The sequence below is a fragment of the Olleya sp. AS48 genome (genome assembly GCF_038900355.1).
GTDB lineage: Bacteria > Bacteroidota > Bacteroidia > Flavobacteriales > Flavobacteriaceae > Olleya.
In genome coordinates this window covers 335,187-350,667 of the sequence record NZ_JBBMRD010000002.1, presented here as the reverse complement: position 1 = coordinate 350,667, position 15,481 = coordinate 335,187, and the positions used below count along the sequence as shown (strand labels likewise).

Sequence of the window (15,481 nt, the reverse complement as noted above, 5' to 3'; positions counted from 1 at the left end):
TTAACGAAATTTTTAGAAAAAGTGAGAATAAATTATGCACGCATAATAAGTATTTCTAAAAAAAAGACGCTTTAAAGCTAATTATTCACAAAAAACAGGGTTAGTTTTTGCGTAATTAGAAGCTTTAAAGCGTCTTTGATGTATAAACAGTTGTCTGACTACTCTACAGTAACAGATTTTGCTAAATTTCGTGGTTGATCGACATTTTTTTCAAGCATTACCGCAATATGGTATGATAATAGTTGAAGTGGAATTGTTGTAAGTAATGGAGTTAAAGACTCTATTGTCTCTGGTACTTCAATTACATGATCTGCAACATTTTTAACGTCTACATCTCCAGTAGTAACTATACCTATTATTTTACCTGATCTAGATTTAATTTCTTGAATATTGCTTACAACTTTTTCGTAGTGTCCTTTTTTAGTAGCTATTACAAAAACAGGCATTTGCTCGTCAATTAAAGCAATTGGTCCATGCTTCATTTCTGCAGCAGGATAACCTTCTGCATGAATGTATGATATCTCTTTTAGCTTTAATGCACCTTCCAAAGCTACAGGAAAATTATATCCGCGACCTAAATACAAACAGTTTTTAGCGTCTTTATATATTTCGGCAACTTTTTTAATGTGTTCATCTGCTTTTAAAGCTTCTTTTACTTTTTCAGGTATTAGCTCTAACTCTTGTAAATGATGATGGAAATCTGAATTTGACATACTTCCACTAGCTTTAGCTAACTTTAAAGCTATTAAAGTCAAAACAGTAATTTGTGTTGTAAAAGCTTTAGTGGAAGCCACACCTATTTCGGGTCCAGCGTGTGTATATGCTCCTGCATTTGTTTCTCTAGCAATAGTAGATCCAACGACATTACAAACTCCAAAAACAAAAGCACCTTTTGATTTTGCTAATTTAATCGCTGCAAGTGTGTCTGCCGTTTCTCCAGATTGAGAAATTGCTATTACCACATCCTTTTCTGTAATTACTGGATTACGGTATCTAAACTCTGATGCGTATTCTACTTCTACAGGTATTCTAGCAAGGTCTTCAAAAATATACTCGGCTACCAATCCTGCATGCCAAGAAGTACCACAAGCTACTATAATAATACGATTAGCATTCAAAAACTTTTCTATATTATCATCTATACCAGCCATGCGGATTATTCCTTCTTTGGCTAATAAACGACCTCTGTAAGTATCCCTGATTGCATTTGGTTGCTCATGGATTTCTTTAAGCATAAAATGCTCGTAACCACCTTTTTCAATTTGCTCAAGATTAAACTTAAGCTCCTGCATTGAGGGATTAACTTCAGTATCGTCCTTAATTTTTCTGATTTTTATTTTTTTATTTCGACGCACAATCGCCATTTCTTCATCTTCAAGATAAATAGCATTTTTTGTGTATTCAATAAAAGGAGAGGCATCACTTGCTATAAAAAACTCGTCTTCTCCAATACCGATTGCTAAAGGACTACCTAGTTTAGCTACGACAATTTCGTTTGGTTTGTTTTTGTCAAAAACAGCAATAGCATAAGCTCCAACAACTTCGTTAAGTGCTAGTTGTACAGCTTTACCTAATTTTACGTTTTGTTTTTTCTTAACTTCTTCAATCAGATTTATTAAGACTTCTGTATCTGTATCTGATTTAAAAACGTAACCTCTTTTTATAAGCTCTGTTTTTATCGAGTCGTAATTTTCAATAATTCCGTTATGAATTATAACTAGATCACCTGAATTAGAATAATGTGGGTGAGAATTTACATCATTTGGTACACCATGGGTTGCCCATCTTGTATGACCTATTCCAATTGTTCCTTCTGTTGTGATTTCTTCTTTTACACGTTCTTCTAGATCAGCGACTTTACCTTTAGTCTTAGATAATTTGATGTCAGTGCCATCATATAGCGCAATACCTGCACTATCATAACCTCTGTATTCTAATCGTTTTAAGCCTTCCATTACAATAGAATAAGCTTCTCTATGACCTATGTATCCAACAATACCACACATAATAATTTAATTTTCAGGTTCTGTATAAAAAATTTCAAAACTAGCTCTTACGTTTTCTGGTACAGCTGGTGTATTTCCATAAAGTATTGTTCCTTCTGGAGCGATAACTGAACTTTGAGGAATAATATTTACAATGTTACTTTCATTAGTATTAAATACTTTTGAAGTTCCAAATAAGTTAATATTATTAGTAACGTAAATACCTAATTTTGTATTAGTCGAGTCATTTAATAAGATGTTATTAATATGCTCAGTAAGTCTAATTTTATATTTTACTCCGTTTCCGCTATCATCTCTTTCAAGTTTTGGAGAGTAAATTATTTTTGAGTTATAAGGATCTGTTGAGTTACTAGTTACATCAACAAAATAATCAATAATTGGAAGGTTGTTTTTTAAATCATAAATCATTATCCTGTCTGGCTCTGATGCTCCTCCAGTAGAAGTACTATGATCTACATATAGATTTAGATTAGCTTCATTAATCAACCATTGTCCATTTTTACTTTTAAAGTATTCCCAAGAATCTTGAGTAGCGTTGTTTTCGTCAATAATGTTACCATTAAATAAGTCTAAAACAGTCATTGATCCTTCAAATCCTTTAATGAATAATTGATCATCACCAGAAGTGCTATTTCCGTCTGTTAATGGTGTAAAGTTTGAAAGGTTTGTAAAAGTATTAAACTTGTTACCGTTAAAGTTAAAGGTGTAGGTTCCTGTTTCTCTATCTCCTGCGTCATCACCATCATATTCATACTTAATTTCAACTTTAGCATTAGTAGTAAGGTCTAAAAACAGTAAGCTACCGTCAACAGAAGTATCGTTTTGTTCAACTTTTAAAATTAATCCTCTAAAAAAGTTTTTAAAGTCAGCTGCATTTGTAATTGCTGGGTTTGCGCTTCCGTCTGCAGCAAAGATTATGTCTTCCCAAAAGTTAGCAGGTACAATACTTGGATCGTTTAAATCAACATAAATTCCTGGTGCTAATCTTTCTTCAACTTCAGGGTCTTCTCCTGGTTCAACCTCTGCTTGAATTACATGCTCTAAAGCACTAGGTGTAAATGTTTGATTAGGATCTGCAGGATAAAGTAATTGTTCTTCAAAAGCTTCTAAGTTTAAATTAGTGTAAGCGTTTGAGTAATAAGCTTGTTCGTCCTCAAAATTTGTTTCAGGGTCTAAGTTTCTTAAAAAGTAACTAGATTTGTAAATAGATAGTTTAAAAGGGCTTGAAGAATCACCATATATTGAGTCTAGAGTGTAAGTTGAGTTACCATCTTCATCAGTTTCAGTTACTGTAGAAAAATACGGAAGATATAATTTAACAGAAAGTATTGCTGGATTGTCACCAAAATCTGGAGCTAAATCGTCAGGTGTAATTTGAGAGATAAAACTTGCAGCTGTTGATCCGTAATTAGGATCGTTATATATACCTAAAACATTACTAGATAAACCACTTGTTTGTACTCCATCTAATTTTTTATTGTATGCTATAAAAGGGAATACTCTACTACTTGTAGAAAAATTTTGAGCACCTCTAATATCACTTTCTACATTTACAAAATCTTTGTCGCAAGCAATAGCGGTAAAGGCAATAATCATCAAAACGACTAATGGTTTGATGCTTTTTAATATGAATCTTTTCATAGATATTTCTTAAATATGGCAATATTGCGTTAGTCTAAAACGCTAGTTGTATAAAAATTAGTGTATGCTTCGCTAAATTCGTCTTTAGCATGAAAATCTAGAACAGGTTTTTTAGATTCTTTTAAATAGGATGTTAGCTCTTCAGGTAAATCTTCTGATCCAACAATCAAGGCATCAGAGTTGTCTATTGCTACCTTCATTAGATTATTATAAGTAGGCTTAACTAAATCCTTTATTTGATCTTCATCAATATTATCAAATTTAATTTTATCAACTAATTTTGAATTTAACTCGTTTTCAAAGCCACTTTTATATACTGAAGTAACAATTTTACTTTCGTTAAATAAAGGTTCGTCTTTGTAAAATTGCTTTAAATATAGTGGTAGTAAAGAGGCTAACCATCCATGAACGTGAATAATATCTGGTGACCAATTTAATTTTTTAACGGTTTCAATAACACCTTTAGCAAAAAAGATAGCTCTTTCATCATTATCAGAAAATAAATTTCCATCCTCATCTGTAAGTGTTGCTTTTCTTTTAAAATATTCATCGTTATCTATAAAGTAAACTTGAATACGTTCTTTAGGTATAGAGGCTACTTTAATAATTAAAGGCATGTCTAAATCATTCACAACTAAATTAATACCAGAAAGACGGATAACTTCATGTAATTGATGTCTTCTTTCGTTGATATTTCCATATCTAGGCATGAAAATTCTTATTTGTCCACCTTGCTGATTGATCATCCTAGGTGTTTCAAATGACATTGAAGAAATTTCTGTTTCCGGTAAATAAGGCACCACTTCAGATGATACATATAATATCCTCTTATCTTTCATATATTGTATAGCTTTTTCAGAATTATCATTAAAAAACACGCAAAAGTACAAAATTTTATGCAGATTGCCACTAAAATATTAAGTTTGCATCCGTTAATTAAATATTAAAAATGCTTGTATTTACTAATAAATCTAAAATTGGTGCCCATATTTCTTCTTTAAAACAAGAGGGAGAAACTATTGGTTTTGTGCCTACTATGGGAGCTTTACACCAAGGACATTTGTCATTGGTAAAGGAAGGATTGGCTAATAGCTCAAGGTTAGTTGTTAGTATTTTTGTTAACCCTACTCAATTTGATAATGCTGACGATTTAGCAAAATATCCACGAACTTTAGAGGACGATATTGCTCTTTTAAAGACCGTTTCTGACAAAATAATTGTGTATGCACCAACTGTAGATGATATTTATGATGGTAATACAAAAGCCCAACAATTTAGTTTTGATGGCTTGGAGTTTGAAATGGAAGGAAAATTTAGAGCTGGACATTTTGATGGTGTAGGTACTATTGTTAAACGATTATTTGAAATTGTAACACCTAATAACGCTTACTTTGGAGAGAAAGATTTCCAGCAATTGGCAATTATAAAAAAATTAGTAAGTAAATATCATCTGCCAGTAACAATTGTTGGTTGTGATATTTTTAGAGAAAGCTCAGGTTTAGCTATGAGTTCTAGAAATGTACGTTTAAAACCTGATTACAAACAAGCAGCACCTTTTATATACAAAACACTTAAAGAAGCTAAAGTTAAGTTTGGCACAAAAAGTGCTGATAAAACAACAAAGTGGGTTCAACAACAGTTTGATAAACATGAGTTATTGCAATTAGAATATTTTATTATAGCTGATGTTGACACTTTAAAAACCGTAAAAAGAAAAAATAAAACTAACACTTACAGAGCGTTTATTGCAGTTTATGCAGACGACATCAGATTAATAGATAATATCGCTCTAAATTAATTATCTTTGCCCTATGCAAATACAAGTAGTAAAATCTAAGATTCACAGAGTAAAAGTAACAGGAGCTGACCTAAATTATATAGGTAGTATAACCATTGACGAGGATTTAATGGACGCAGCAAATATTATTCAAGGTGAAAAAGTGCAAATTGTTAACAATAACAATGGTGCAAGACTAGAGACATATGCCATTCCTGGCCCAAGAAATAGTGGTGAAATCACATTAAATGGAGCTGCCTCAAGATTAGTTGCAAAAGACGACATCTTGATATTAATAACGTATGCGTTTATGGATATTGAAGAAGCTAAAGTATTTAAGCCTTCTTTAGTATTTCCTGACGAAGCGACCAACCTGTTAAAGTAAATGTCCAAAAGGCTTCTAATAAAAATATTAAAAATAACGCTCCCAATTTTATTGGGAGTTTTTTTAATATGGTATTCTCTATCGCAATTATCTTTTACGGATATAGTTCAGTTTGCTAAAAATGCAGATTATAAATACATTTTACTAGGTGTTTTTTTTGGCTTACTAAGTCATTTGTCTAGAGCCTATCGTTGGTTGTTAATGTTAGAACCTTTAGGTTATAAAATAAAATTAGGCAATAGTATAATGGCTGTATTTGCTACTTACTTAATTAATTACACAATCCCTAGAGCTGGAGAAGTAGCAAGAGCAACTATATTGACTAATTATGAAGGCGTCCCTTTTGAAAAAGGATTTGGTACAATAGTAGCAGAGCGTATAGCAGATATGATAGTCATGCTAGGTATAATAGCAATTACTTTGTTTTTGCAGTTTGACTTTATATATAGTTTTTTAGAGGATAAATTTGATTTTACTAAAATCCTAGTTGCAGGACTAATCTTAACTGTTTTAGCACTATTTTTTATTCTTTTTATAAAAAGAAGTCAGTCAAAAATAGCTTTAAAAATTAAAGGATTTGTAACTGGTTTGATTGAAGGGGCTCTTAGTATTTTTAAAATGAAAAAAAAGTGGGCCTTTATATTTCACACTTTATTTATTTGGACCATGTACGTGCTTATGTTTTATGTAACTACGCTAGCTTTTCCCGATTTAAACGCCATGCCATTTGGAGCTGTTTTAATAGGGTTTATTTTAGCAAGTTTTAGTATTGCAGCTACAAATGGAGGTATAGGGTCGTATCCAGAAGCTATTGTTATTGCTTTTACTTTATTTAATCTACCAGTGGACCCAAGTCGTGCATTTGGTTGGATTATGTGGAGCTCGCAAACAATTTTGGTTTTTGTCTTTGGAGGAATTTCGTTATTATACCTTCCCTTTTTTAACCGAAACAAATAATTTGTAACTTACACCCAAACTTAATCATCACACATCATGAAACATATTTTTTTTCTATTTGTAGGTTTATTTTTAACGTCTAACCTTAGCGCGCAAACTATATATAAAGAGCTTAACTCTGAAAGGCTAGGAGAAACTAGACAAATTAAAATCCAATTACCAAGAAACTACGATACATCAAGTAAAAAATATCCCGTTATATATGTTTTTGATGCAGATTACTTGTTTGAGCCTGTTGCAGGAAATGTGGACTATTATGCCTATTGGGAAGACATACCAGAAGCTATTGTTATCGGTGTTAATCAATACGGATTAAGAGAAAACGATTGTTATTATAGCGAACAAAACTCTCTGCCAATCGAAAGTGGTGCGGCCTTTTTTGAGTTTATTAGCATGGAGTTGGTTCCGTTTATAGATAAAACCTTCCGTACAGAAAACTTTAAAGTTGCTGTAGGACATGGTAAAACAGCAAATTTTATTAATTACTATCTGTTAAAAGGTATTCCTTTATTTCAATCTTATATTGTTTTAAGTCCAGAGTTAGCTCCAGATATGGCTAATTATTTAACAGAAGTATTTCCTAAACTAGAACAAAAAACGTTTTACTATTTAGCAAGTACTACCAATGATGCCTCAAATATTCATGAACAAACTGAAGCTTTGTCTAACGTATTAAAAGCAGTAGACAATAATAATGTTTTAAAAACATTTGAGACGTTTGATGGACCATCACACTATACCTTGCCCACTCACGCAATTCCTAAAGCATTAGAGAGTATCTTTTTAGTGTTTCAGCCAATTAGTAAAAAAGAGTACAAAGAAACAATTCTAAATCTAGAAGGCAATCCAGTGGATTACCTGACGGAAAAATACCAAATGATTGATGAGTTGTTTGGAATAGAAAAGCCAATTTTAATTAACGATTTTAAAGCAATTGAAGCAGCTATTAAAAAGAAAGAAAATTGGGAATATTTTGAAGATTTAGGAAAATTAGCTAGAAAAGAATATCCTGATACATTATTAGGAAATTATTATTTAGGACGCTTTTATGAAGAAACAGGAGAGCCTAAAAAAGCAATGAAAACATACCAGTCGGCTTATGTGCTATCAGAAATAGCAGGTATTACTAAAGATCACGTTTTAGAATTATCAGAACAGATTAAAGCAGATTTTGGATATTAACTTATGGCTAAAGTAAAAACTACCTTTTTTTGTCAAAATTGCGGTACGCAATATGCTAAATGGCAAGGACAATGTAATGCCTGTAAGGAGTGGAATACAATTGTTGAAGAGGTTGTGCAAAAACCAGAAAAAAGCGATTGGAAAACACCTACTAATAATACAAAACGAGCATCAAAACCATTAAGAATAAACGAAATTGATTCCTCTAAAGAAGCAAGATTAGATACGCTTGATGCGGAATTTAATCGTGTGTTGGGTGGTGGGATTGTACCAGGATCTTTAACGCTTTTGGGTGGAGAACCAGGTATTGGTAAAAGTACATTGTTACTTCAAATTTCATTAAAATTACCCTATAAAACCTTATACGTTTCTGGAGAAGAAAGTCAAAAGCAAATAAAAATGCGTGCCGAGCGTATAAACCCGGAAAACGAAAGTTGCTACATTCTTACTGAAACAAAAACACAAAATATTTTTAAGCAAATAGAAGCCTTAGAGCCAGATATTGTAATTATTGATTCTATTCAAACATTGCATTCTGATTATATAGAGTCCTCAAGTGGAAGTATCAGCCAGGTTAAAGAGTGTACGACAGAGCTTATTAAATTTGCTAAAGAAACCAATACACCAGTAATTTTGATTGGTCATATAACAAAAGATGGTAACATCGCTGGACCAAAAATATTAGAACACATGGTAGATACAGTGCTTCAGTTTGAAGGAGATCGTAACCATGTTTTTAGAATTTTACGTGCGCAAAAAAACCGATTCGGATCTACACACGAACTTGGAATATATGAAATGCAAGGTTCGGGATTAAGAGAGGTTTCCAATCCAAGCGAAATATTAATTTCAAAAAAAGATGACGAGTTGTCTGGTAACGCTATAGCAGCAACATTAGAAGGTATGCGTCCATTAATGATTGAGGTTCAGGCATTGGTTAGTACAGCAGTTTATGGTACGCCTCAACGTAGTGCAACTGGATTTAATGCTAAACGACTAAATATGTTGTTAGCAGTTTTAGAAAAACGTGCAGGCTTCAGGCTTGGCGCAAAGGATGTTTTTTTAAATATAACTGGAGGTATATCTGTGGATGATCCAGCAATAGATTTAGCAGTGGTAGCAGCAATATTATCCTCAAATGAGGACGAAGCTTTGCAAGCAAATTTTTGTTTTGCTGCAGAAGTTGGTTTATCTGGAGAAATCAGACCAGTACAGCGTGTGGAACAACGTATACTTGAGGCAGAAAAACTAGGTTTCTCCACTATTTTTGTGTCTAAATACAATAAAATTTCTTTAAAAAATACTGCAATTAAAATTCAATTAATCTCTAAAATTGAAGACTTGGTGGATTTGATAATTACTTAAGCTTCAATTGTAAATATAATTTTGAGATAGTTTTTTAATGAACAAAATAATGCTTTGTGTTTTTAAACGGATTAATATTACGTTCTAACGAAAATAAAAGGTAAATTGAAACCTACATATGATATTTGTCGTAGGTATCTTGCTTTACTGTAAATCCTTTCCCTCATAGCTTTTAAAAGAAAGTAAAATATATGCTATAAATCTATAAGTTAGTTTGTTATGAGTGTTTTTAAGGGTGAAAAAATATCGCTTTTATTTGATAAAATAGTTAGGTTGAAACACTTTTTAACTTGGTTATTTGTTTTTTATAGACAAAAACATTTTTCATACTAATTTATCTGAATTTTCTTTCAAACAACATTTTGATGTGCTCAATATCAATATATTATTCCTTAAACAAATGATTTTAAAACAAACTCTAGCAAATATTTGCTTAAAAGTAGTGGTGTTTATTTTGCTTTTAATCGGTAATCAAACGGTTAAAGCACAATGTATTCCTACAGGGATGCAATCATGGAGTTATTTTAATATTAGCAATGTGCAAATAAATGGAGATGGAGCAAGTCAACTAATTAATTTTTCAGGAGGTGATAATTCTGTATATAAAGATTTTACTTCTCAATCGGTAAATGTGACTGTCGGTAACACTTATAATGTGACTATTGATCATGTAAAGGAGACATGGGGAAATGTAAAAGTGAAAATGTGGATTGACTATGAGGGAAATGGAACTTATATAGAGGTTTATGATTCAGGTATAGCGGTAAATAATAATCTATCAACTTATACTACTAATGCATCTTTTACAGTAGATAATGTTTCGATTCCAGGGTCAGTTGTTTTAAGGGTTGCTGCAACGTACCATGGAGGAAGTATTACGGATGCCTGTACATTTATTGATAGAGCAGAGGTGGAAGATTACACATTAAATGTAACACCAATATCTGCTACACCAATTGCTGTAAATGAGGAATTGACTGTGACTAAAAACAGTACTGCTGGTTTGGATAATCAAGTAAATGTAGCTGCCAATGATTATATTGGAACTACAGGTGGTGACTCTGATGATTATGCTATATCTACATTGCCAAGTAATGGAGCGGTTTCAGAAATTTCGGATGGTACTTTCCAATATATTCCAAACGCTAATTTTTTAGGTGCAGATAGCTTTACTTATAATTTATGTAATAATATTAATCAATGTGTGCAAGGTACAGTATCTGTAACTGTCTTAAATAATTATTGTACACCATCAGGAGTAACAAATGGAATACGATACATTACTAATGTCACTTTACCAGGAGAAACCGTTACAATTGATAATGACTCAGGCGATGGAGGAGGTTACGAGGATTTTACTCATATTCCTGCTGCAGATTTATATTTAGGAAATAGTTATGACTTATCTATTTTAATAGATGGAAACACCACTTTAACTGCTAGTAATCATAGGTCTGGATGGGTCGCATTTATAGACTTTAATCAGGATGGTGTTTTTGATACAGGAAGTGAGAGGGTGTATCGTTCTGGTGGTAATACTGGAGGAGAGGAGTCTAATGTATCTTTTCCTTATGCTTCAAGGGAGTTTACTGTTCCTTTTACTGCAGTTCATGGTGCAACTACTATGCGTATTGGTATGAGACAATATTGGTCACCTGACAGTGGTTGCTCTACTGCTACAGTAATAGATTATGAAGATTATAAAGTCAATATAGGGTTAGATCCTAGTGCGCCTCAAGATATAACTGTAACAGGAAATAGTTCTGAAATTACAAATGGACAAACCCAAACTACGTATTCTAATTTTACCGACTTTGGAACTTATGATATTAATGGTGGTGCAAAAACAAGAGTTTTTGAAATAGTAAATAGTGGTTCTCAGCCCTTAGTTTTAGGAGCTGTTCCAGTCCAACTTCAAGCAGGTTCTAGTGCTGATTTTTCTATCTTAACACAGCCAGCAGCAGGAACAACACTTGCAGCGGGAGGCGTTGTATCTTTTTCAATTAGTTTTGATCCAAGTACTATAAATAATAATATTACAGCTGTCGTGTTGTTAAATAGTGACGATCCCGACGAGAACCCTTTTACATACGTAATTAAAGGGGATGGTCAAGAGTTGTATCCTGATACAGATGGAGATGGTGTGTCAAACAATATTGATATTGATGATGATAATGATGGTATAACTGATGGAGAAGAACAATTACAGTGTTTAATGTATAGTAATGCTTCTGTTGTTGAAACCGAATTTTTAAATGAAGATTTTGGATTTGGTTTAAATCGAGCAGCTATAAATGGAAATACAATTGGAGTAACTACTTCATATTGTTATGAAGATGGTGTTTCTGGATTATCTGCAGATGAGTGTGATGCAGATGTAAACCTAAATGATGGAGAGTACGTCGTACATTAGTCTGTCACAAATGGTGATGCGTTAAATAATAATGTCACTGCTACGGGAGAAAATATTGCAAATTTTGCTCATTATGCTTGGTATAAAGGAGAAGACCATACACCAGGAGATACAAACGGAAGGATGGCAATATTTAATGCAGCAACGGATCCAGGTGTTTTTTATGAAACAGCAATATCAGGGATTTTACCAAACGTACCTGTTAACTATAGTTTTTGGGCTATAAATATAGATAACGCAGATAATAGGTTTAGCTCAAGCGAGTTGCCTAGAATAAATCCAAACATCACAGTTAGGTTTTTATCATCTGATTACACAACAGAGTTAGCTTCATTTGATACTGGTGATATTACCAGATGTAATTCTGGAAATAGTTGTGTGGATTCTGTATGGAAAGAGTTTGGGACATCGATAATTATTAATCAATCAGAATTTGTTATTCAATTTATAAATAATTCACCTGGAGGTTTAGGTAACGATTTAGCTTTAGATGATATCAGAATAACGCAATCATTATGCGATTTAGATAACGATGGAGTAGCCGATGTTTTTGATTTAGATAATGATAATGATGGTATACCTAATATATATGAATTTGGAGCTTTTCCATTTGGTGGTGATTATGATAGAGATGGATTGGTTTTTTCTGGAGTTGCATGGTCAGATAGTAATGGTAATGGAATGCATGATGCATTTGAAGGCTTGACGGGTTTGGATACAGATGGAGATGGTACTCCAGATTATTTGGATTTAGATTCTGATAATGATTCTATTTTTGATGTTGTCGAAAATGATGGATTTGGCGACTTGGATATAGATGGAGATGGTATCGGAGATGGTAATGATGCTGGTACAGGTATAGCAAATGACGACTTTGATAATGATGGTCTTTTAGCATTAATAGATGGTAATGATAACGATGCGGACTCAGATGATCATGGAGCAGGATATAATGGATATAATTTTCCCGTAGATACTGATGGTGATGGTATTCCAGACTATTTAGATGTAGATAGTAATGATAATTTAGATGATATTTCAAATGGTAGTGATATTAGTAATACTATTTACTATTTTTTAGATGTGGATAACAATGGTGTTATAGATGGAAGCACTGATGCGGATAACGATGGTGTTTTGGATGCATTTGATTCTGATAATACACTATATGGGTCGCCAAGAGATATAGAAGATTCTTATAGTCTATATTTTGACGGTCGTAATGATTACGTTCAGGATAGTAATGTAATTTCAAGTGGAACTGCTTCATTAATGACTTGGATAAAATCAGAAGGAGATAATACGTTTAATTCAAATAGAATAGTGGCTGGCCAAAGTAATTTTTATTTAATGGTAAATGATTCCGATAATTCGGTTTCAGTTGTATTAAATGGTAATAATGTTTTAACCTCTACAGATATTGTCGAAGATGGTATATGGATGCATCTAGCAGTAACAATAAATGGGTCAGAAACAATTTTATATTTAAATGGTCAAGCTCAAGGTGATCCTGTAAATGTTGGAGTTATCAATGCGGATCCTTCTAACTTTACTATTGGTAGGTTGGCTAATTCAGATTCAAACTACTTCCATGGAGAAATTGACGAAGTCAGAGTTTTTGATGTAGCGCTCACAAAAGATGAGGTACAACGAACAGTATACCAAGAATTAAATGAAAACGAAAACTTTAATCAAGGAAAGATAATTCCTAAAAACATTTCCACAAATGATATAGGCAATAATCTAGTGCGCTATTATAAAATGGATGCTTACAAAGGTGACATCACAGATAATAAAGTAACACCAACAATAGATCAGTCAACAGGAGCTAAATTGTATAATATTAAAAATATTTATTTTCAAACAGCACCTTTACCTTATCAAACTAGTCAAGATGGATTGTGGACTACAGAAGCAAATTGGCAACATGGAGAGGTATGGGATATAAATGAAATAGCAAAAAATAAAGATTGGAGTATTGTTAAAATTAACAACAACATTTCTACTGCAACATCACATACTCTCTTAGGATTAATAATTCAGTCAGATAAAATATTTAACTTATCAGGTGATAATTATGTTGATAATTCATGGTATTTGGAGTTAAACGGTACCTTAGATCTTCCAGGTGATTCTCAATTAATACAATCTATTTCAAGTGATTTAGTGACAGGTTCTCAAGGTAAAATATTAAGACGACAAGAAGGGACAAATAATAAATATCGATACAACTATTGGGCGAGTCCAGTTGGAGCTTTAGGCGTGTCTTCCATCACAAATAATAATGGATTAACCTCTAACTTAAATAATACTCCGTTTACTTTAGATCTTTTAAAAGATGAATCTGGAGCAGCAATACCATTTACATCCAGTTATGACCAAGTAGGAAGCATAAGTACATATTGGACGCATACTTATCAAAATGGATATTCATATTATAATTGGTTAAATTTTGATGAAACAGATGTTATACCAACAGGATACGGTTACTCACAAAAAGGAGTAGGTGTAGGTACAACAGATTATCAATATTTATTTGAAGGAAAACCAAATAACGGAACAGTTGTTATTACTGCGTTAGATACAGGTGGTCCAGGTTCTATTGGTGGTTCGACAAGAACAATTTCGGTTTTAGGAAACCCATATCCTTCAGCATTAAATGTAACATCCTTTTTAGCAGATAATAGTAGCGTAATAAGTGGAGAGATTTATTTATGGGAACAATGGGCTGGAGATACACATATTTTAAATCAATATCAAGGAGGGTATGCAACTGTAAATAATCTGGCAGGTGTTAAAGCATATCAATTTATTGGATTAAATGGAGACTCAACTCAAAGTGGTGGTGGACCTGCAGAAGGTGTAAAAACACCAACTAAATTTTTACCAGTAGCTCAAGGTTTTGTAGTAGAAATTGTTAACGATGGTGATATTAAATTTTTAAACTCGCAACGTGTTTTTAAAACAGAAGCAACGGACGAAACAATATTTTTTAGACAAGTAGCATCCAATATTGAAGACGAAGCATCAAATACAGAAGATGTGATTAAAAAAATCAGATTGCAATTAACCACTTCTAATGGTTTGGGACGCGAAATAGTAATGGGTTTTAGTAGTGTAACAAGTGATGAATTTGACTATGGTTACGATGCAAAGGCATATGAGACTTTTAATAATGATTTATTAATGGTCTTAGAGGAAAATACTATGGTGCTTCAGGCGTATTCAGAGATTACATCAGATAAAGTAATTGACTTAACATTTAAAGCGGACGGTAATGGTATGTACAATATAAAAGCGACTCAATTTGTTGATTTTCCATTAGATCAGCCTGTTTTTTTATTAGATAATTTTACGGGTACTTATTATGACTTATCACAAGAGCAAGGTTATAATTTTACATCGCAGTCAGGTATATATACTAATAGATTTGATATTGTATTTCAAGGGTCAGAAACATTAAGTACAGACGGTTTTACTTTTAATAACGATTTTGGTATTTATTACAATTCAAACAGTAATAAATTGTTTGCAAAACAATCAAATCAAGATCTTAAGTCACTAACATTGTTTAATGCTTTAGGTCAGAAAATTTTTCAAATTCAAGATATCAAAGCTGAAGATTTGCAATCCGGTATTAGTCTAAAAAATGCTAGTACAGGTATGTATGTGGTAATATTAAAAACAGTTGAAGGTAAAATACTAAACAAAAAAATTATAATAGATTAATCTCACCACTCTTCCATAAAAACTAA

Annotated in this window: 10 protein-coding genes; 7 read left to right on the top strand and 3 right to left on the bottom strand. The window is 32.5% G+C overall.

Annotated features, from left to right (window positions below; genetic code table 11):
* Positions 1-158: 158 nt before the first annotated feature.
* From glmS to WNY60_RS04580, 3 genes are read right to left on the bottom strand one after another with little or no spacing between them, the layout of a single operon-like run.
* Positions 159-2,006, bottom strand: a complete 1,848-nt coding sequence (glmS, locus tag WNY60_RS04590; RefSeq protein ID WP_145005591.1) for a glutamine--fructose-6-phosphate transaminase (isomerizing) — start codon at positions 2,004-2,006, stop codon at positions 159-161.
* Between the two features lie 6 nt (positions 2,007-2,012).
* Positions 2,013-3,647 (bottom strand): DUF4270 domain-containing protein, encoded by a 1,635-nt coding sequence (locus WNY60_RS04585; protein ID WP_145005594.1) that lies wholly within the window; start codon positions 3,645-3,647, stop codon positions 2,013-2,015.
* 29 nt (positions 3,648-3,676) lie between these two features.
* The gene (locus WNY60_RS04580; RefSeq protein ID WP_145005597.1) at positions 3,677-4,486 is read right to left on the bottom strand and encodes a glycogen/starch synthase; all 810 of its coding nucleotides are present in this window, start codon (positions 4,484-4,486) and stop codon (positions 3,677-3,679) included.
* Positions 4,487-4,596: 110 nt separating this feature from the next.
* Between WNY60_RS04580 and panC the strand changes: the two genes are divergently transcribed.
* The 7 genes from panC (at position 4,597) to WNY60_RS04545 (ending at position 15,455) form a co-directional block, all read left to right on the top strand.
* Positions 4,597-5,445, top strand: coding sequence for a pantoate--beta-alanine ligase (gene panC / locus WNY60_RS04575; protein ID WP_342861637.1), 849 nt, complete (start codon positions 4,597-4,599; stop codon positions 5,443-5,445).
* A gap of 13 nt (positions 5,446-5,458) precedes the next feature.
* Positions 5,459-5,809, top strand: a complete 351-nt coding sequence (gene panD / locus WNY60_RS04570; RefSeq protein WP_028284112.1) for an aspartate 1-decarboxylase — start codon at positions 5,459-5,461, stop codon at positions 5,807-5,809.
* Complete coding sequence (locus WNY60_RS04565; RefSeq protein WP_342861636.1) at positions 5,810-6,766, top strand: lysylphosphatidylglycerol synthase transmembrane domain-containing protein; 957 nt, start codon at positions 5,810-5,812, stop codon at positions 6,764-6,766.
* A gap of 36 nt (positions 6,767-6,802) precedes the next feature.
* Complete coding sequence (locus WNY60_RS04560) at positions 6,803-7,948, top strand: alpha/beta hydrolase-fold protein (protein ID WP_339808073.1); 1,146 nt, start codon at positions 6,803-6,805, stop codon at positions 7,946-7,948.
* Between the two features lie 3 nt (positions 7,949-7,951).
* A complete protein-coding gene (gene radA, locus WNY60_RS04555) occupies positions 7,952-9,313 on the top strand; it encodes a DNA repair protein RadA (protein WP_145005610.1) in 1,362 nt (453 codons plus the stop codon).
* Between the two features lie 400 nt (positions 9,314-9,713).
* Positions 9,714-11,726 (top strand): GEVED domain-containing protein, encoded by a 2,013-nt coding sequence (locus tag WNY60_RS04550; protein ID WP_342861634.1) that lies wholly within the window; start codon positions 9,714-9,716, stop codon positions 11,724-11,726.
* 123 nt (positions 11,727-11,849) lie between these two features.
* Positions 11,850-15,455: a LamG-like jellyroll fold domain-containing protein gene (locus tag WNY60_RS04545; protein ID WP_342861633.1), complete on the top strand. Its 3,606-nt coding sequence runs from the start codon at positions 11,850-11,852 to the stop codon at positions 15,453-15,455.
* The last annotated feature ends 26 nt before the right edge of the window (positions 15,456-15,481 follow it).